The sequence below is a fragment of the Arthrobacter sp. zg-Y1116 genome (assembly GCF_024385485.1).
Taxonomy (GTDB): Bacteria; Actinomycetota; Actinomycetes; order Actinomycetales; family Micrococcaceae; genus Arthrobacter_B.
This window is the reverse complement of sequence record NZ_JANFLR010000001.1, coordinates 539843-559011: the sequence shown is the minus strand read 5'-3', so window position 1 is coordinate 559011 and position 19169 is coordinate 539843. Positions and strand designations below refer to the sequence as shown.

Here is a 19169-nt window from a genome sequence, read left to right as displayed (position 1 = left end):
GGACAAAGCCGGAAGGGCTGTTTTTTTTGGGGGGAACCGGGTTAGAGAACCTTGGAGAGGAACGCCCGGGTGCGCTCGTGCTGTGGGTTGCCCAGGACGTCTTCGGGACGGCCCTGCTCCACGACGACACCGCCGTCCATGAAGACAACGCGGTCGCCCACTTCGCGGGCGAAGCCCATCTCGTGGGTCACCACCATCATGGTCATGCCTTCCTCGGCAAGCTGGCGCATCACGGCGAGCACGTCACCAACGAGTTCCGGGTCCAAGGCGCTGGTCGGCTCGTCGAACAGCATCATGTCCGGATCCATGGACAGTGCGCGGGCAATGGCCACACGCTGCTGCTGGCCGCCGGAGAGCTGTGCGGGGAAGGCCGTTGCACGGTCCTCCAGACCCACCTTGGCGAGGTTCTTCAGCGCCACCTTGGTGGCTTCCTCCTGGCCGCGCTTCTTCGCCCGGCGCTGCGCCAGGGTCAGGTTGCGCAGCACGTTCAGGTGAGGGAAGAGATTGAACTGCTGGAAGACCATGCCGATCCGGGTGCGTACCTTGTCCAGGTCCGTGTCGGGATGGGTAATGTCAACGCCCTCCACCAGGACGGTGCCGCTGGTGGGCTCCTCCAGGCGGTTGACGCAGCGCAGCAGAGTGGACTTGCCGGAACCGGACGGACCGATCACGCAGACCACTTCGCCCTGGTCTACATGGAAGTCGATGCCTTTCAGCACCTCGTTGCTTCCGAAGGACTTGTGAAGGTTGCGGACCTCGATGGCAGGGGCGTTGGTGTTCGGGACGCTCATGGCTGCTACCTGCCTCTCTGGTTGTGTCGTTCAAGCTTTGCCACCAGCTGGGTCAGCGGCAGCGTAATGATCAGGTACATCAGGGCAGCGAGCACCAGGGGTGTGGCGTTTGCGGTCTGGGACACGGAGTCACGCGCAAACGTGGTCAGCTCGCGGTCCTGCAGTGCCATACCGGCAATGAACAGCAGCGAAGTGTCCTTGATCAGGATGACCAGTTCGTTGGTCAGCGGCGGCGTGATGATCCGGAAGGCCTGGGGCAGGGTCACGGAAATCATGGTCCAGGTCGGACCCATGCCCAGCGAACGGGCAGCCTCGGCCTGACCGGAGGGCACTGCCTGGATTCCGGCACGGATGGTTTCGGCGATGTAGGCGCCGGAAACGATGATCAGGGCCAGGAGCCCTGCGCCCGCGCTGCCTCCCGGCGGACGCCAGTCAAAGGCGATCGGCACGGCGAAGGCGAACCCGAAGATCACCAGCAGTGCGGGGAGTCCGCGGAAAAGTTCGATGTAGGCCGTGGCGGCCCAGCGGTACGGCGCTACCGGGGAAAGCTTCATCAGCGCCAGCAGCAGGCCCAGGAGGAGCCCGCCGGCGAAAGCAATAACGGTATAGATAATCGTGTTCTTGACCGCCACCGTGATGATGGTGGGGAAGGCCTCACGGGCCACCTCGGCGTCGAAGAAGTTCTCGCCGATGGCTTCCCAATCGGCAGCCAGCACTACGGCTACGAGTGCGATGACGAAAACGGCGTACAGGACGCCCCGGAACAGGCGTCTGCGGGTGGAGGGTTTCAAAGTGGGGAGCCTTCCAAGGAAGAAAAGGGGTCGTCCCGGGCACCCGGGCCCGGGACGACTCAGTGGTCTAGGCGTTATTCGGTGAAGTACTTGTCGTAGATTTCCTGGTACTTGCCGTTGTCCCGCAGCTTGGTGAGCTGCTCATTGACGGCGGAGATGAGTTCGGTGTTGTCCTTCTTCATGGCGAAGCCGTAGGACTCATCCGTCTCATACTCTTCGGCGATGGTGAATTCACCATCCTCCGTGTGTCCAATGTTCACCGGCAGGTCCTGGAGCACAGCATCGACGTTACCGGACTGGATGGCAGGGAAGAGTTCGGCATCGCTCGGGAAAGCCACGATTTCCGCTCCGGGAGCATTCTCGCGGGCGTAGGACTCACCCGTGGTGTTTCCCTGGACGCCGAGCTTCTTGCCCTCCAGGTCCTCGATGCTCTTGATGTCCGAGTCGACGGGGACCAGCAGCGACTGCAGCGAGTCATAGTACGGATCGGCGAAGCCCATGGCCTCTTGACGTTCCGGGGTGATGGTGATTGCGCTGGCCTCAAGGTCACACTGTCCCGCCGCGAGCACGGTGCCGCTGGCAATTCCCTCGAACCCGGCGTCCTGGACTGCGAGTTCAAGGTCAAGACCGGTCGCGATCTCCTTGACCAGATCCATGTCGAAACCGGTGTATTCGCCGTTCTCTTCATACTCGAACGGAACGTACGGGATGTCCGAGCAGACTGTCAGCGTGCCTTCGGATACCAGGTTGTATCCGTTGGCAGCGTCGTCGGAGGCTCCGGCGTCGTCACCACCGCAGGCGGTCAGCGAAAGGGCGCCGATAGCCAAAAAGGCGAAGGCGGCGGTGCGGGCTTTGTACGGCATTGGTTAACAACCTTACGTCGGACGGTGTGAGCAGTCTCACCCGTAGCTGGGTATTGGGATGCAGTCTAGAGCGTACGTAGTCCATATTTCGGTAATGTGTCCGCCACTGTCGGCAGCAAAACAGAAGCCCCGTGGCGTGCCGTACTGCGGCACCCGGTTCCCTGGGCTGCTACTTCGTGAAGAACCGGTCATGGAGCTCCTGGTACTTGCCATTCTCCCGTAGATCAGCAAGCTGTTCATTCACCTTCGAAACCAGTTCCTCGCTGCCTTCCTTCTTCATGGCGAAGCCATAGGACTCACCCGTCTCGAAGCTCGCTGAGATCCGGAACTTGCCGTCCTCGGTGTGGTCCTGGTTCACCGCGTGGTCCTGGAGGACCGCATCAATGTTTCCGGCCTGCAGTCCCTGGAACAGCTCCGCATCGGTCTGGAAGGACATAATCTCTGCGTCCGCGGCGTTTTCCCGTGCGTAGCTCTCACCGGTTGTGCCCTGCTGGACCCCTACCTTCTTGCCCTTGAGGTCTGCCAGGGAAGCAACCGAGGAATCGGCAGGAACCAGGAGGGTCTGAGGCGAGTCATAGTACGGGTCCGAAAATGCCAGTTTCTCGGCCCGCTCATCGGTGATGGACATGGCCGCGGCAATCACATCGCACTGGCGGGCGGCCAGTACGGTTCCGCTCTGCAGGCCGTCGAATCCAACGTTCTGCACCTCATGCTCCAGGCCCATGCCCTTGGCAATTTCGCGGGTGAGCTCGATATCGAAGCCGGTGAACTCACCGTCCACCACGTATTCGAACGGCTTGAAAGGAACGTTGGAGCACACCGTGAGGGTGCCCTCGTTGACGGTCGTGAGACCGGACTCCGCGGAGTCGTCTCCTCCGCCGCAGGCGGTCAGGGACAACGCTCCGATAGCAAGGAAGGCGGCAAGAGTGGTGCGGGCTTTGTGCGGCATTGCGATTCAGAACCTTAGGTCGGCAGGAACAGAAGAGGCCGCAGGCGGAAACCAAACCGTCTCCAGAGCGGCATAGGGCGGAACGGCCACGACGGCACGATCCGAGTTTCTATTCTACCCACTGTAAATTTATGCAACGAACCAAACGGTTATGCAGCCGGTCTCCGCAGGTGGGGGCGAGGGGCCTCAGGAGCCGGCGGGAGAGGATGCGAAATCGGGGTTGCGCACCGGAACGGCGCGGGGCCGGTCCAAGCCCAGGGCCTCAAGCATTGGACGGAACTTGCTCCAGGTTTCCTCTAGTTCCGCGGCAGGATTGGAGCCGGCCACAATTCCACAGCCTGCATAAAGGCGCACTTCCGTGCGGCTCTCGATCACAGCGCCGCGCAGGGCGATACCCCATTCACCGTTTCCGGCAGCGTCCATCCAGCCGACGGGTCCGGAGTAGGGGCCGCGGTCCATGTGTTCAAGCTCACTAATAAGTTCGCCGGCCACGCTGGTGGGGAAGCCGCAGACAGCGGCAGTGGGATGCAGCGCTTCGACCAGGGTCAGGGGTGTGGGAATCAGTCCGCCCGCATCCCGCGCGAGCTCGGCAGTGACGTCGGAGGCCAGATGCCAGACGTTGGGCAGTTCAAGGACAAACGGCTCCGTGTGGGAAGTCATCGACGAGGTGAAAGGCTCAAGGGACCGGGTGAGGGAATCGATGGCAATTTGATGCTCGTGCTGCTGCTTGGCGGACCCGGCCAGCACCCGCTTGGCGTAGTGGGGATCGTCGGCAGGAGCAGTAGCGCGGTCCAGTGTTCCGGCCAGCACGCGTGCCTCGGCGGTGCCGTTTTCGACCTTGATCAGCATCTCGGGCGTGGACCCGATCAAGCCGTCCACCGAATACGTCCAGCAGTCGCGGTAGCGCACGGCCAGTTCACGCAGTACCTGTGAAGCCACGAGGGGGCTGCCCAACTCCACGGCAATGTCGCGGGCCAGGACAATCTTGCTCAAATCGCCGGCTGCTACATGGGCCACCGACCGCGCCACGGCATTTTTCCACTCCGACTCACTCAGGATGCCCGGCAGGACCCGGTCGGCGGGATCGCTTTCCCGGTAGAGCGGAAGATCGTCCAGATAGCGGGCCAGGGCGGCCTTCGCTGTCTCCGCGTTTAGTTCCGCTTCGGGATCCGCGGTTGTGTACGTCACCCAGCCGGCGCCGTCGCGCAGTCCGACGACGATTTCCGGAACCACCAGGCGGGATTCAAAGGGGGAGCGTTTGGAAAAAGCGAAGGAGCCAAAGGCGACGATGCCGGTGCCGGGAGTGTTAAGAGGGTTCTCGACGTCGGCTTCCGCAAGGAGGGACCGCCACCATTCCTGTGCGCGGGCAAAGCGCTCGGGGCCGCTGGAAGTGAAGCGGGCCGCTTCGCCAAAGCCGACCAGTCCCTCCTGGCGCCGAATCCAGCACAGTTGCTCGTCAAGAACCAGATACTCCAGGAGACCGATGGCGGCGGAAAGCTCACCGACGGGCACTGTCACAGAACGCAGGGTGGTCATAGTGGTTCCAGACTACTCCGCCGTAGGTACCTGCCCGATATCGGGGTCCGTGGCTGAGAGCAACACGACAGCGCAGCGGCCGGTTCGGCGGCCCTCCCATTGTTTGAGACAATGACAGAGTGAACCGCGCATCGTTGGAAAAACGCCCGGATGAAGTTGCTGCCATGTTTGATGACGTGGCACCTAAATACGACGTCGTAAACGACGTGCTGTCCCTGGGGCAGACGCGCCGCTGGCGCCGCATTGTGGTGGACGCCGTCGGAGCCGTGCCCGGACAGCGGGTCCTGGACCTGGCCGCCGGCACCGGCACCTCAAGTGAGCCCTACGCGGACGCGGGAATCGACGTCGTTGCCTGCGACTTCTCGCTCGGGATGCTCAAGGTCGGCAAGCGCCGCCGCCCGGATATCGACTTCGTTGCCGGTGATGCCACCAACCTGCCGTTCGAAGACAACTCCTTCGACGCCTCCACCATCTCCTTCGGCCTCCGCAACGTCAACGAGCCGAAAAAGGCCCTGGCGGAAATGCTCCGGGTCACCAAGCCCGGCGGCCGCCTTGTCATTGCGGAATTCTCTTCGCCGGTCATTCCGGTGTGGCGCACCATGTACACCGAATACCTGATGCGTGCCCTTCCTTCGATCGCCCGCAAGGTCGCCTCCAATCCCGATGCCTACGTCTACCTCGCCGAATCCATCCGGGCCTGGCCGAACCAGGACGGCCTGGCCGCCTGGATTGCGGAAACCGGCTGGCAGGATGTTGCCTACCGCAACCTGACCGGCGGCATCGTGGCTGTGCACCGCGCCGTCAAGCCCGGAGGGCATCCGGCCAAGTGAAGGTCCTTATTGTCGGTGCCGGCCCGGCCGGCTCCACAGCCGCGTACTACCTCGCCTCTGCAGGGGTGGATGTCACCGTTCTCGAAAAGACCGCTTTCCCGCGGGAAAAGGTCTGCGGCGACGGACTGACCCCCCGCGCCGTGCGCGAAATCCAGTTCCTGGGCCTGCCGCACGAAGAAGCCGAAGGGTGGCGCCGGAATAAGGGGCTACGCCTGATTGCCGGCGGCCGGACACTGGAACTGCCGTGGCCTGCGCTCTCGGATTTCCCCGATTACGGCCTGATCCGCACCCGTCTCGGTTTCGACGAGGCCCTTGCCCGCCACGCGCAGGCTGCCGGAGCGAAGATCCTTGAGCGGCACACAGTGGTCTCTGCCATCCGCGGCGACGACGGACGCGTGGAAGGTGCAGTCGCCAACATCCTGGATGAAAACGGGAGGCGCACAGGCGAACGGCGGGAGTTCTTCGCCGACGTCGTCCTGGCTGCCGACGGAAACTCGAGCCGGACCGCCCTGAGCGTGGGCATCGAAAAACGCGACGACCGTCCCATGGGCGTGGCCGTGCGCACCTACTTCGAGAGCCCGCGCACCAATGACGACTGGATGGAAGGCTGGCTGGAGCTTCCGGATGCCTCCGGCAACCCGCTGCCCGGCTACGGCTGGGTCTTCGGAGTGGGAGACGGAACGTCCAACGTCGGCCTGGGCATCCTGAACTCTTCCAAGGAATTCGGAAAGCTGGACTACCGCAAGGTCCTGCGCGACTGGACCGCCGGCATGCCCGCAGAATGGGGCTTCACCCCGGAAAACCAAGTGGGCGAGATCCGCGGGGCAGCCCTGCCCATGGGCTTCAACCGCACGCCGCACTACTCGCCGGGGCTGCTGCTGCTCGGCGATGCCGGCGGCATGGTCAGCCCGTTCAACGGTGAAGGCATTTCCTACGCGATGGAATCGGCCCGGTTTGCGGCCGAACACATCATCGAAGGCTCCGGGGCCGCACTGGCGCCGGGCCTGCTCACATCACGGGCCGCGTTCGACGTCGAACTGCGCGCCTATGCCGGTCACGTGCGGGATGAATGGGGCAGCCACTTCACGCTCGGCCGCATTTTCGCCGCCATGATCGGCCGCCCCGCAGTCATGAAACTGGCACTGCGCACAGGAATGCCGATTCCCGTGCTTATGCGTTTCGTGGTGCGTATGCTCGCTAACCTGACGGACAGCAGTTCCAAGGGCATAGAGGATAGAGTGATTGCCTTACTGGAAATGCTGGTTCCGCCGGCAAGCAACCAAGGAACGCCGATAACTCCCCGGCAGCCCGCGCAGCACCCGTGACTTCTATGCCTGTTGTCCACCCGTTCCGACAAATAGTGAGTCTTGAACAGTGACTGAATCCACCAACACCAGCCCGGAAACCGTGCCGGCCACTTCCGCACTGCCGCCGGGCTTCGCCCTGCTGGCTGAGGACCCGAGGCTTGGCCCTTCAATGGCCGCATCCCTGGAGCAGGTGGAACTGCGGCTGCGCGAAGCTGTAGCCAACTCCGATCCCTTCGCCGACGTCACCTCCCGGCACCTTGTGGAGGCCGGCGGCAAGCGGATCCGCCCGCTCCTGACCCTTCTGGCTTCCCATCTCGGTGCCGAGAATGCGCCGGAAAAGGTTATCCAGTCGGCCGTGGTCGTCGAGCTGACGCATCTTGCCACGCTCTACCACGACGACGTGATGGACGAGGCACCGTACCGGCGCGGAGCCCCGACTGCGCATGAACTCTGGGGCAACTCGGTTGCCGTGCTCACCGGCGACCTCATCTTCGCGCGGGCTTCCAGCCTGGTCTCCGCCCTGGGCGGCCCGGCGCTGGCTATCCAGGCACACACGTTCGAGCGGCTGTGCCTGGGCCAGCTGCATGAAACCGTCGGCCCTGCCGAAGGCCAGGATCCGCTCGAACACTACCTGTCCGTCATCGCGGACAAGACCGGATCCCTGATTGCCGCCTCCGGCCAGTTCGGTGCATTGTTCTCCGGTGCGGGCCAGGAAACCATCGACATCATGGTTGAGTACGGCGAGAAGGTGGGCATCGCCTTCCAACTGGCCGACGACGTCATTGACGTTACGGGCAAGCAGGCGAAGTCAGGGAAGACGCCGGGCACAGACCTGCGCGAAGGCGTTCCCACCTTGCCCGTGCTGCTGCTCCGACGTGCCGCAGCCGGCGGGGATGCCGAGGCCGCAGCCGTGCTCGAACTGGTGGAAAAGGACTTGAGCTCGGACGAGGCGCTGGCCGAAGCCGTAGCTGCCCTGCGAAGCAGCCCGGTCACCGAACAGTCCTGGGAAGTTGCACGCAGCTGGTCCGAAGACGCCGTAGCTGCCCTCGCACCGCTGCCCGACTCCGTCGTGAAGGAAGCCCTGGCCGCTTTTGCGCGAGCCGTGGTCAACCGCGAGGTCTAGGTTCTGCTGCCGGGCCGGCTGATTCCCGAAATTCCTCGCACGGCTGCAGTTTCCTGCTGGAACTGCGGCTACAGGACCGCGCGCAGCTCGGCGGCCTTGCGGGCCCGGACAGCCGGCGGCACGATGGGCCGCTTGGGTGTGAAGTAGAGCCCGTCGTCCGTCCAGCGAGGGAGCACATGCTGGTGGTAGTGCCAGACGTGCTGGCTCCCTGCGGGCTCGTTGTGCTGCCTAGTCGTGACACCGTCGGGGTGCCAGGCCTTCTTGATGGCCACCGCCATATCCCGGGTCACGAGCATGATCCGTGCCGCGACGTCGTCGGGCAGCTCATAGAGCAGTTCGTAGTGCCGGCGCGGCGTGACGAGGACGTGGCCCGGCTCAGGATCGAAACCGTGTGAAGCGATGAACGCAAGCACCAGCTCATCGGAGTAGATCAGGTCCCCGGGCTCACAGAGGTTTCCGGGATACCGGAATTCGCCCGAGGCCATGTCGCAGAACGGGCACTCATACCCGTCCGGCGCGTGGCTTTTCCAAGCTGTTTCGGGGAAAACGTCCTTCATCGACGACTCAGTCCTCGTCTTCATCCTCTTCGAAGACCCACTCGAACATGTCCAGGACATACTCGCTCAGGGTGCCTTCTTCGCTCTGCCAGTCACCGCGCGCGTTGTTGCGGCGCCACACGATGGGGTCGGGAACGTCCAGCTGGTCGGCACGGATGCCCCAGACGAACTTCTCGTCCTCATCTTCGAGGAAGAGCAGGTAACCGTCTTCGATCTCCAGCTCGTCCGGATCCCAGAAGAAGTGGAAGGCCTCCATCAGGTCTTCGCATCCGCCGAGCGCGAGGTAGAACTCACGCAGTACCAGCGGGATGTTGAAATCGTGGGCAGCCAGCATCGAGTCGAGCTCCCCTTCGGGGATGCCGTCCTCTTCCCTCCAGTTGTCCTCAAGGTACTTGGGGACCAAGGCGCGGAACCGATCCAGGAAAATGTCACTCATGTGGTCTCCAAGCGTGCGTTGAGTGGATGTATTCCAATCCTAGCCGGGACACGGAGCGGGTCCGGACGTGGGGAACCTTTGCGGAGCCTGGCAGCCTGGGACCTTGGGCCCTGTGCCCTAGGGCAGGCGTGTGGCCAGTCCGGGATAGTCGATGACCATGCCGTCGGCGTCCACGGTGAGTTCGGCGGTGAACCCGCGGTTGGCCGAGCTGTAGAGGACGACGGCGTGGCCCGCGTCAGGGGAGTAGGCCCGCACCTGTGAATACACCTGCTTGCCGGGCAGGACCCGCAGGCTGGGCATTTCCACCCAGGCCATTGTCAGCTGTGTCTCGTCCGGGGGAGCGGAATCGTTCAGTAGGTCCAGCCGCAGGATCGGCATGGTGTTAGTCAGCGGGCACAGCCCGAGGTCACAGTCCTGAGCTTCGTCGAGGCTGCGCGGGTCGGCGATCCCGGGGGCGGGCAGGTCCGTGAGTCCGGACGTGGTTGTCTCCGCGCTCCATCTGCCCTCGGTGCTGCGTTCGAGCTCCAGGCTCCGGGACCAGCCCTTTCCCGTCACCTCTACCGTCAGCCGCCGGGTGACCCACCCCGGGATGGTGGAGAGTGTCCAGGATGCCCGGTATTCGGCGGTGACAGAGGTGCCGGCTGCGGCTAGCTCCCGGTCCCGGAAGGAGACCACTACCGTGTCCGTACGCTCCGGATCGTCCTGTCCCTGCCAGCGGACGGTCCGGGCCTGCGCGGTTGTAGTCATCCCTACAGGTTAACTGCCCAAGCGGCGGACGTTCAGCGCAAGGTACAGGTGTACCCGGTCTGCGGTCACCGCCGGGTCGTATCCGGTCAGCTCGGCAATCTGTGCCAAGCGATAGCGGACAGTGTTGCGGTGCAGGCCCAGATCCGCGGCGACGGCGGCCACGGATCCGTTCAGGAGCAGGTAGGTGTCCAGGGTGGGAATCAGTTGCGCGCCGTGCCTGCTGTCGAAGGCGACCAGAGGGTCCAGGGCTTCGGCTGCCAGATCCGATAGCGGAACATCGCGGCTGGCCATCAGCAGGGACGTGAGGTTCAAACGGTCGGGTTCGTTCACAGCTGCACCGTTGCGGAGTGCCTCCCGTGCCTCGTAGTAACTCCAGCGCAGCCCTGCTGTTTCGGTGTACGAGCCGCCGATCCCCACCTTTGCCGTCAACCCTGCTCCAAAGAGATACGCACTCAACTCAGCGGCCAGCCCGTTCGCGTCGGCAGCGGGAACCACCAAAGCCAGCCGGTTTTCATGAAGGGCAGTGGGCGCGCCGTTGAACCCCGTCGGCAGCGGGAGAGCAGGCAGGGTGCGGATCTGGCCGGATGCTACTTCCACCAGAAGCACGGCTTGCCGCAGGTCCGGGTCGATACCCGCAGCCTGCAGCCTCACAGCAGCGTCCTGGCCTGCGAGCCGGCCATCCACCACGTCTCCCAGGAGCTGGCCGGTGACGGCCCTGCTGCTGGCCCGCCTGGCGGCCTGGTTGTTCAGCTCCACGCCGATCAGGCTCTGCGCGTAGGCAATGATGTCCGGTTGTACAGACGGTTCGGCAATCGCCAAGGTGCAGCGGTCCCGCATTCCGGTGGGGACGGGGATCCGCCGCCAGGAAGGATCGGGGTCGGAGGTCGCGAAGACCGGTGCGCCGTATTGGAAGAGGGCAACGTCGGCCTCCACCAGTTGGGAGAGTTGTGCTAGCAGCCGTGGCAGTCCCTTGCCGCTGAGCAGCGCCTCTGCCAGCACCTGATGGCCGGAAAGCAATTGGTGCAGCTGCGCGACGTGCTGGGCAGAGAGGGAATCCGCAACCCGCTTTCCCAGAGCCATGAACGGTGTGCCGTAGGGGACCTCGAATACGGGCATGCCGAGTCGGTCCGCCTCGGCGAGCAGGGGAGCCGGCACCGAGGCGTGGCTGAGGCCGGTGCCGAAACCGATTCCTAGCGCTCCGGCCCGCTCCACGCTTTGCACAAAGCGTTGCTGGGCCGCACTGCTGCCGTGCCGCAGACCGGTAGTCAGAACCACCTCTCCGCCGCCGAGGAACGGAGAGGGATCTTCCAGTTCGGTCACAGCAACCCACTGAATAGGCCGTGGAGACAGGGGCGCAGACCCGTGGCGCGTCAGTTCCAGCCCGCCCGCCGCCAGCAGGTCCGAGAGTGTGATCGACATTGCACCACTATAGACCGCGGACTTTTATGCGATCGCACTGCATTTGCCCCAGATGGCTGTGCAGGCGGCCGTATGTGTGACCTGCGCTTCACAGTAGGTTTGGGGTAATCGAATACGCACCCGCCCGCCCCGAAAGGACGTCCGGCATGGCTGAGACACTGCAGAACTTCATTAACGGCGGGTTTGTCCCGTCCCGCGGAACCGAGGTGCTGGATGTCGTGAATCCCACCAACGGCGAAGTGGTTGCCGTGTCGCCCATATCCGTGCAGGCGGACGTCGACGCAGCAATGGATGCAGCCGCGGCGGCGTTCCGTACGTGGAAGCGCACCACTCCCAGCGAACGCCAGCGCATGCTGCTCCGTCTGGCGGATGCCTTTGAAGCCCATTCCGACGAATTGGTGGAAGCCCAGCACCGCAATACGGGTCAGGTTCGCTCATTGATTGCCGCAGAAGAAGTGGCCGTCGGGGCGGATCAGCTCCGCTTCTTTGCCGGTGCGGCCCGGCTTCTGGAGGGAAAATCCGCCGGCGAGTACATGGAAGGCTTTACCTCCTTCATCCGCCGCGAGCCGATCGGCGTCGTCGCCCAAGTGGCTCCGTGGAACTACCCGCTGCTGATGGCGGTCTGGAAGATCGGTCCGGCGCTTGCCGCGGGAAACACGGTGGTGCTCAAGCCCTCCGACACCACCCCCGAATCCACCTTGGTTCTGGCCCGTCTTGCGGCGGACATCTTCCCTGCCGGCGTGTTCAACGTAGTGCTGGGCACGGGTGCCACCGGTGAGCTGATGGTTGAACACCCCGTGCCCGGCCTGGTTTCCATCACGGGGTCCGTGCGGGCAGGCATCGCCGTGGCCTCCGGTGCGGCGAAGACCCTCAAACGGGCCCACCTGGAACTGGGAGGCAAGGCACCCGCAGTCGTATTTGCAGACGCAGACCTGGACCGGACCGCCACGGCCATTGCCGAATTCGCGTTCTTTAATGCCGGCCAGGACTGCACTGCCATCACCCGCGTCCTGGTGGAGGATTCCGTGCACGATGCACTGGTGGACAAGCTGGTGGCTGCTGCCAAGGAGTTGAAGACCGGCAGCGACAACGACGAGGAAAACTACTTCGGTCCGCTGAACAACATCAACCACTTCAACGCCGTGAATGCCGTGATCGAAGCTCTGCCCGCGCATTGCCGTGTGGAGACCGGCGGACGGAGGGCAGGGTCCAAGGGCTTCTTCTTCGAACCCACAGTCATCACCGGTGCCCGCCAAGACGACGACGTGGTGCAGAAGGAAACCTTCGGCCCGGTCATCACCGTGCAGAAGTTCGACAACGAGGAGCAGGCCGTGGAAATGGCCAACGACGTCGAATACGCCCTTGCCTCCAGCGTCTGGACCACGAACCACGGCCGGGCCATGCGCCTGTCGCGGGATCTGGATTTCGGAGCCGTCTGGATCAACACGCACATCATGCTCACCGCCGAGATGCCGCACGGAGGCTTCAAGAGTTCCGGTTACGGCAAGGACCTCTCCATGTACGGCGTGGAGGACTACACCCGCATCAAGCACGTGATGAGCGCGCTGGACGCCTAGCCCGGCATCCGAACCCTGTTCCTCACGCAGTACTTCCGAAAGGCAATCCCATGAGCATCTCCGTCACCACCCCGAGTTACCGCATCGAACAGCGACGCCGGATTACCGGCACTTTCCCGGGCCCGAAGTCTGCGGCGCTGGAGGCGCGGCGTGCTGCAGTTGTTGCGAAGGGCGTTGCCTCGAGCATTCCCGTGTATGCCGCTGACGCCGACGGCGGCATCATCGTGGACGTGGACGGCAATGCCTTCACTGACCTGGGCTCGGGCATCGCCGTGACCAGCGTGGGTGCCTCCGATCCAGCCGTTGTCGCCGCCGTGCAGGAACAAGTGGAGCACTTCACGCACACGTGCTTCATGGTGACGCCCTACGAGGGGTATGTGGCCGTTGCCGAACGTCTTGCTGCCGTGACTCCGGGGGACTTCGAAAAACGGACCGTGCTGTTCAACTCCGGTGCCGAAGCGGTGGAGAACGCCGTGAAGATTGCCCGCTCGGCTACCGGGCGCGACGCAGTGGTCGCTTTCGACCACGCGTACCACGGCCGCACCAACCTCACCATGGCGTTGACGGCCAAGGCCATGCCTTACAAGACAGGGTTCGGACCGTTCGCTCCGGAGGTCTACCGGATGCCCATGAGTTATCCGTTCCGTGAAGAGAACCCGGACCTGACCGGCGCGGAGGCTGCGGACCGGGCCATCCTGGCCATCGAGAAGCAGATCGGTGCGGACCAGCTTGCCGCGCTCCTCATTGAACCGATTCAGGGTGAGGGCGGATTTATTGTTCCTGCGGAGGGATTCCTGCCGCGGCTCGCGGAGTGGGCGCAGGCCAACGGCGTGGTCTTCATCGCGGACGAGGTGCAGTCCGGCTTCTGCCGTACGGGCGAATGGTTTGCGGTACAGCACGAAGGAGTGGTTCCGGACCTGATCACCATGGCCAAGGGGATTGCCGGAGGGCTGCCGCTTTCGGCCGTCACGGGACGCGCGGAATTGCTCGACGCTGTCCACCCCGGGGGTCTGGGAGGTACATATGGCGGTAACCCCGTGGCCTGCGCAGCTGCGCTGGCGGCGATGGACACCATGGTTTCCCAGGACCTGGCCGGTCGGGCCCGGCACATCGAGGAGCTTGTGCTGCCCCGGCTGCAGTCACTTGCAGTGGAAGGCGGCGTCGTTGGCGATGTCCGCGGACGCGGTGCCATGCTCGCGATGGAATTCGTCCAGCCGGGTACCAAGGCGCCCGACGCCGAGACGGCGAAGGCTGTCGCGGCAGCCTGCCTGCAGGAGGGCGTTATTGTGCTGACCTGCGGAACCTACGGGAACGTTATTCGGCTGCTGCCGCCGCTGACCATTGACGATGAGCTCCTGCTTGACGCGCTTGAGGTTCTGGAGGCCGCCGTCCGCGCCCGGAGCTGATGCCGTCACGGAAGGTCCTTGCGGTGAGGCGTCAGGTTCCGTTTGGAGTTCCGCCGGAGGCTGGGAAACCAGGGTGGAAGTAGGTGTTCCGCAGCGGTCTGCGCTCCGGATCCACGTAAGCCGGCGGCCGGAACCAGGGAATGCCGGCCTGCATTGATACGTGCCAGTTGCCCTGATGGATCAAGTGGTGGTGGAAGGAACACAGCAGCACCCCGTTTCCGATGCTGGTGTCTCCGCCCCGCTCCCAGAAGGTGACATGGTGCGCTTCGGTCCAAGGTCCCGGAACTGTACATCCGGGGAAAGCGCAGCCTCGGTCGCGGGCGTGGAGGGCCTTCCTCAGGTGGGGAGGGAAGAGTCTTGCCGCACGGCCCAGGTCCAGCACCTGTCCCTTGGATCCCAGGACTACCGGAATCAGGTCCGCGTCGCAGGCTATGCGCCGGACAGTCCGGGTGTCGATTGGTCCGGAGAAGGCAGCGATGCCAGGCGACGGAGAACGCGATGTTTCGGTGTTCCTGTTATCCGGACCATTGGCGGAATGCGGTTCGTCTGGGCGATCCCCGCGGATCGTGCGGTTCCTCGCGTCCGGCTCGCCAGTTGCGTTCGTCAGCCCCAGCAAGAGGGCGTCATGACTGATAGTGACCATAACTTGGGGACGCAGCCCTCCGGAAGCGGGCAGGCCCCCGGAAGCCAGGGCAGCGCGGACAGCGGCGAGCAGCCCCTCCAAGAGCAGTTGCGGGCGGGTGGGCCTGGGCAGCCGGTCAAGGATATGGGGGTGCGGAGGTGAATCCTGTCCCGCTGTTGCCGGTGTAAAAGCTCCCTCAGCGGGAATGTGCCGCTCGGGCTGAGTGCTGCCGGGTGTGGTCGCGCGGTCCGGATTGGTCGCAGGGCGGGGTTCTGTCGCGCAGCCCGGTGATGTCGTGCAGCCCGGTTCGGTCGCACTGCCGGCTGATGTCGCGCAGCCTGGCTCGGTCGCACTGCCGGGCTCGGTCGCACTGCCGGGCTCTGTCGCGCAGCCTGGCTCGCTTGCACTGCCGGGTTCTGTCATGTGGTCTGGTTCCGGTGTGCCGCGGTTGGTACCGTCCTGGCCGTTCACCCGCGGGTTGGAGGCGCTGTTCATCAGGGTGGTGAGCGCCTCGTGCTGTTCGTCGGTGCAGTAAATGTGGAGATGGTTCAGTCCATTTCGGCGCCGTCCCGGGAAGATCCCTTGGAAACGGACGAGCTCTTCCTCGCTGGGTGGCCGTTCCTGGTCCAGCAAGGCGGTCCAGTGTTTCGCCGTACGGACGAGAAAATCATGGTCCTGATGGGAGCCGATATCAGTGAGCTGCTTTTCCATGGCGTCGAGAGCCTGTGGTTCCATCCGCGGAAGCGCTTCTTCCAATGCATGTGCAATCACATCCGCATCAGCTGCAGCGAGAGCGGCATCAGCACATGCCTCAGCTAACTGCGGATACGCGGGTGGGCGACTCCCGCCTGTGACAGTGGTTGTGGGAAGGACAGCTGAACCGAGTGCCAGCCGGCGGCGCGCTTCGGCGCGTGAGATCCGAAGGCGGGCTCGCATGAAGTCCGGAGTGCTCCGGAACTCCCGCAGGCCGCCCTCGCCAAACGTCTGAGCGGGTCTCTGCCGATCGATGGCCGCGGCTGCGACCAGCTTCAGGTAGTCCGTAACGCGTGTTATACCTTCAACGGCCGCAGCGAAATCCACCGCGTCCTGAAAACCTAGAAGATCCCAGGCCTCAGTCGCGTCTTCACAGAGGTCACGGGCTTCCGCGACGAGCGATTCCGCACGCTGCATCAGGCTCACACCTGATGTAGCGACGGACAATTCCGCCGGTAGCTGCAACTCGCTCAAAGTTTCCGAAGCCATCCAACAAGCCTGCCGGAGTGGAGCGACTGATGGTCCGGTGGGGCCCGCGTTGGGGACAACAATCAAGACGCGCTGTCCAGGGCCCAGGCGGGGAGGACTAGTCGGCAGACCGCCGTAACCTCGCCAGTCCGCCTCTAACAACGCAGCCACCCGGATAACCTCGCCAGACCGCCCCTAACCACACAGTCCGCCCCTAACCACACAGGCCGCCGGAGCAGGCCCGATCGGGGTGGTTCGGGACGGCCGGGTGGGCGTGGTTAGGACATCTGCTTCGCTGAACTAACCCCTAGACAGCCGCCGCAGCACGCAGCCGCCGGTTGCGGCGGGGTCCGCCGATCATGTCGACCGTCAGCATCACCAGTGCGAGCCAGACGAGGCCGAAGCCCGCCCAGCGCTCGGGCGGCATCGCTTCCTTGAACACGGTCAGCGCCAGGATGAACTGCAGGGTAGGCGCCAGATACTGCAGCAGTCCCACAGTGGACAGCGGCAGGCGGCGTGCAGCCGCCCCGAAGAAGATCAGCGGCACGGCAGTGATGATGCCGGACGCGACCAGAAGCCAGAGATGCCCGGCCCCGTTGGTAGTCAGCGTGGCCGCTCCGGTCACCGAAAGCCAGATCATCACGCCGACTGCAATAGGTGTGAGCACAGCCGTTTCAATCGTCAGGCTGGAAACTGCGTCAACACGCGAGCCGATGCCCTTCTTGACCAAGCCGTAGAACCCGAAGCTGAAGGCCAGGGCCAAAGCCACCCAAGGCACGGTTCCGTACGCAAAGGCCAGGACCAGAACGGCAATGAAGCCCACTGCCATGGCGGCCCACTGGAGCGGACGCAGTTTTTCCTTGAGCACCAGCACGCCGAGCAGGACCGACACGATCGGATTAATGAAGTAGCCCAACGCTGCTTCCACTGCGTGTTCGTTCAACACGGCCCAGGAATACGTCAGCCAGTTCACGGCGATCAACAGGGCAGCGCCCGCCAGGGTTCCTACTGTGCGGGGGTTCCGTCCGGCGGCAAGCATCGGCTTCCAGGCCCGCATGACGGTGAGCAGGATCGCGCAGAACACCAGTGACCAGACAACGCGGTTGGCAACGATTTCCACCGCACCGGCCGGCTTGAGGACCATGAAATAGAGCGGAAGCAGACCCCAGAGCCCGTACGCACCAATTCCGAAGAGGATGCCGGGAAGGTTCTCGCGTCCCGTCCCGGCATGCCCGGACGACGACGGCCCGGACGACGACGGAGCAGCGGACTGGTCCGGCGCACCTGGCGCCCCGGACGAACCGGCGGTCGCACCGGCGGACGGGCCCCCGGACAGACGGGAGGACGCGCCGGCACCCTCGCCGGGCATGGCGGTACGGACGCCGCGGCGGGCGGGGACAGGCTTTGAGAAAGGCACGCAGGGCTTAACGCGCCTGCACCCGTGCGTATTCCCAAGGCGTCCCGCACCCGTTTTTTCGAGCCGTTTAGACGGTGGCGAACCCGGCATTTAGAATAAATAACTGTGTGTTAATTGCGCACCCAGAAGCTCAGAAGAGAAGAAGGACTATCAGTGACTAACCCTGCCGCGGACAGCGCCCAGCGTCCTTTGAGGGTCGCCATTATCGGCGCAGGCCCCGCCGGTGTTTACGCCGCCGACATCCTTACCAAAGCCGATCGGGACTTCGAGGTCAGCATTGACCTCTTCGACCAGTACCCCGCGCCCTACGGGCTCATCCGCTACGGTGTGGCTCCCGACCATCCCCGGATCAAGGGCATCGTCAACGCCCTGCATAAGGTGCTGGACCGCGGGGACATCCGATTCCTGGGCAACGTCAACTACGGCCGCGACCTGACGCTGGCAGACTTCCGGCACTTCTATGACGCCATCATCTTTGCCACGGGCGCCATCAAGGACGCCCCGTTGAACGTGCCCGGCGTCGATCTGGAAGGCTCCTTCGGCGGTGCGGAATTCGTGTCCTGGTATGACGGGCATCCGGACGTGCCGCGCGAATGGCCGCTGGACGCCAAGGAAGTGGCAGTGATCGGCAACGGCAACGTGGCCCTCGACGTCGCCCGCATCCTTTCCAAGCACGCCGATGACCTGCTCACCACGGAAATCCCGACCAACGTCTACGAGGGCCTGAAGAAGTCCCCGGTCACCGATGTGCACATCTTCGGCCGCCGCGGACCGGCGCAGGTGAAGTTCACGCCGCTGGAACTGCGTGAACTCTCGCATTCGCGCGACGTCGATATCGTCCTGTACCCCGAGGACTTCGAATTCGACGAAGGCTCCGACGAGCAGATCCGCACCAACAACCAGACCAAGACCATGGTCAACACCCTCACCAACTGGCTGGTGGAGGAGCAGGACACCGGAGCTTCCCGCCGCCTGCACCTGCACTTCCTGCACAGCCCCGTGGAGATCTATGACGATCCCGCTGATCCGGGCAAGGTCGCCGGCATGAAGTTCGAGCGTACCGAGCTGGACGGCACCGGGAACGTCCGCGGCACCGGCGAGATTGTCGATTACCCGGTCCAGGCCGTTTACCGGGCCATCGGGTACTTCGGCTCCGAGCTGCCCGAAGTGGGCTACGACGAGCAGCGCGGCGTGATCCCCAACGAGGGCGGCCGCGTCATCAACGAAGACGGCGCTCCGGTGCCGGGCATCTACACCACCGGTTGGATCAAGCGCGGCCCCGTGGGCCTGATCGGCCACACCAAGGGCGACGCGCTGGAAACCATCGGCTTCCTGCTCGAGGACCGGCTGAACCTGCCGGCCGCCACGCATCCGGACCCGTCGTCGATCATTGAGCTGCTGGAAGAGCGCGGCGTCAAGTACACCACCTGGGAAGGCTGGCTGAAACTGGATGCCTATGAGCGCAGCCTCGGCGCCTCCTACATCCACCCCGACCCGCTGACCGGCGAACTCGTCCGTGAGCGTGTCAAGGTGGTCGACCGCGAGGAAATGACCCGCATCTCCCGCGGCGAGTAGTC

Annotated in this window: 17 protein-coding genes; 6 read left to right on the top strand and 11 right to left on the bottom strand. The window is 64.2% G+C overall.

The annotated features are described in order from the left end of the window. Nucleotides 1-41: 41 nt before the first annotated feature. The 5 genes from NNX34_RS02585 to NNX34_RS02565 form a co-directional block, all read right to left on the bottom strand. Nucleotides 42-791, bottom strand: a complete 750-nt coding sequence (locus NNX34_RS02585; protein WP_255764974.1) for an amino acid ABC transporter ATP-binding protein — start codon at nt 789-791, stop codon at nt 42-44. Nucleotides 792-796: 5 nt separating this feature from the next. Next, complete coding sequence (locus NNX34_RS02580) at nt 797-1582, bottom strand: amino acid ABC transporter permease (RefSeq protein ID WP_227918949.1); 786 nt, start codon at nt 1580-1582, stop codon at nt 797-799. A gap of 74 nt (nt 1583-1656) precedes the next feature. Further along, nucleotides 1657-2445 carry a basic amino acid ABC transporter substrate-binding protein gene (locus NNX34_RS02575; protein WP_255764973.1) on the bottom strand — a complete coding sequence of 263 codons (789 nt, stop codon included), beginning with the start codon at nt 2443-2445 and terminating at the stop codon, nt 1657-1659. A gap of 169 nt (nt 2446-2614) precedes the next feature. Further along, nucleotides 2615-3394: a basic amino acid ABC transporter substrate-binding protein gene (locus NNX34_RS02570; RefSeq protein ID WP_255764972.1), complete on the bottom strand. Its 780-nt coding sequence runs from the start codon at nt 3392-3394 to the stop codon at nt 2615-2617. Nucleotides 3395-3580: 186 nt separating this feature from the next. Beyond that, nucleotides 3581-4930 (bottom strand): isochorismate synthase MenF, encoded by a 1350-nt coding sequence (locus tag NNX34_RS02565; RefSeq protein ID WP_255764971.1) that lies wholly within the window; start codon nt 4928-4930, stop codon nt 3581-3583. 119 nt (nt 4931-5049) lie between these two features. Between NNX34_RS02565 and NNX34_RS02560 the strand changes: the two genes are divergently transcribed. Genes NNX34_RS02560 through NNX34_RS02550 form a run of 3 tightly spaced genes read left to right on the top strand, consistent with a single transcriptional unit; the run spans nt 5050 to nt 8190 of the window. Then, nucleotides 5050-5760 carry a demethylmenaquinone methyltransferase gene (locus NNX34_RS02560; RefSeq protein WP_227918937.1) on the top strand — a complete coding sequence of 237 codons (711 nt, stop codon included), beginning with the start codon at nt 5050-5052 and terminating at the stop codon, nt 5758-5760. After that, nucleotides 5757-7085 (top strand): geranylgeranyl reductase family protein, encoded by a 1329-nt coding sequence (locus NNX34_RS02555; protein WP_255764970.1) that lies wholly within the window; start codon nt 5757-5759, stop codon nt 7083-7085. The genes NNX34_RS02560 and NNX34_RS02555 overlap by 4 nt, the downstream gene beginning before the upstream one ends. Before the next feature lie 49 nt (nt 7086-7134). Continuing rightward, nucleotides 7135-8190 (top strand): polyprenyl synthetase family protein, encoded by a 1056-nt coding sequence (locus tag NNX34_RS02550; RefSeq protein ID WP_255764969.1) that lies wholly within the window; start codon nt 7135-7137, stop codon nt 8188-8190. 68 nt (nt 8191-8258) lie between these two features. Here NNX34_RS02550 and NNX34_RS02545 read toward each other — a convergent pair whose 3' ends face one another. The 4 genes from NNX34_RS02545 to NNX34_RS02530 form a co-directional block, all read right to left on the bottom strand. Further along, the gene (locus NNX34_RS02545) at nt 8259-8747 is read right to left on the bottom strand and encodes an HIT family protein (protein WP_255764968.1); all 489 of its coding nucleotides are present in this window, start codon (nt 8745-8747) and stop codon (nt 8259-8261) included. 7 nt (nt 8748-8754) lie between these two features. After that, the gene (locus tag NNX34_RS02540; protein WP_255764967.1) at nt 8755-9183 is read right to left on the bottom strand and encodes a hypothetical protein; all 429 of its coding nucleotides are present in this window, start codon (nt 9181-9183) and stop codon (nt 8755-8757) included. Nucleotides 9184-9300: 117 nt separating this feature from the next. After that, on the bottom strand, nt 9301-9930 hold the full coding sequence (locus tag NNX34_RS02535) for a putative glycolipid-binding domain-containing protein (RefSeq protein WP_255764966.1): 630 nt from the start codon (nt 9928-9930) through the stop codon (nt 9301-9303). 9 nt (nt 9931-9939) lie between these two features. Further along, on the bottom strand, nt 9940-11349 hold the full coding sequence (locus NNX34_RS02530) for a PucR family transcriptional regulator (RefSeq protein ID WP_255764965.1): 1410 nt from the start codon (nt 11347-11349) through the stop codon (nt 9940-9942). Between the two features lie 146 nt (nt 11350-11495). On the opposite strand from NNX34_RS02530, the gene NNX34_RS02525 reads away from it, so the two are divergent. Then, nucleotides 11496-12926 carry a gamma-aminobutyraldehyde dehydrogenase gene (locus tag NNX34_RS02525; protein ID WP_255764964.1) on the top strand — a complete coding sequence of 477 codons (1431 nt, stop codon included), beginning with the start codon at nt 11496-11498 and terminating at the stop codon, nt 12924-12926. Between the two features lie 50 nt (nt 12927-12976). Then, on the top strand, nt 12977-14332 hold the full coding sequence (gene gabT / locus NNX34_RS02520) for a 4-aminobutyrate--2-oxoglutarate transaminase (protein WP_255764963.1): 1356 nt from the start codon (nt 12977-12979) through the stop codon (nt 14330-14332). Between the two features lie 31 nt (nt 14333-14363). Here the strand turns inward: gabT and NNX34_RS02515 are convergent, their stop codons facing one another. Both NNX34_RS02515 and rarD read right to left on the bottom strand, forming a co-directional pair. Continuing rightward, nucleotides 14364-16196: a DUF222 domain-containing protein gene (locus NNX34_RS02515; RefSeq protein WP_255764962.1), complete on the bottom strand. Its 1833-nt coding sequence runs from the start codon at nt 16194-16196 to the stop codon at nt 14364-14366. A 286-nt stretch (nt 16197-16482) separates the two neighbouring features. Next, nucleotides 16483-17592 (bottom strand): EamA family transporter RarD, encoded by a 1110-nt coding sequence (gene rarD, locus NNX34_RS02510; RefSeq protein ID WP_255764961.1) that lies wholly within the window; start codon nt 17590-17592, stop codon nt 16483-16485. Nucleotides 17593-17745: 153 nt separating this feature from the next. Between rarD and NNX34_RS02505 the strand changes: the two genes are divergently transcribed. Beyond that, the gene (locus NNX34_RS02505) at nt 17746-19167 is read left to right on the top strand and encodes an FAD-dependent oxidoreductase (RefSeq protein WP_229950156.1); all 1422 of its coding nucleotides are present in this window, start codon (nt 17746-17748) and stop codon (nt 19165-19167) included. Nucleotides 19168-19169: the final 2 nt, after the last annotated feature.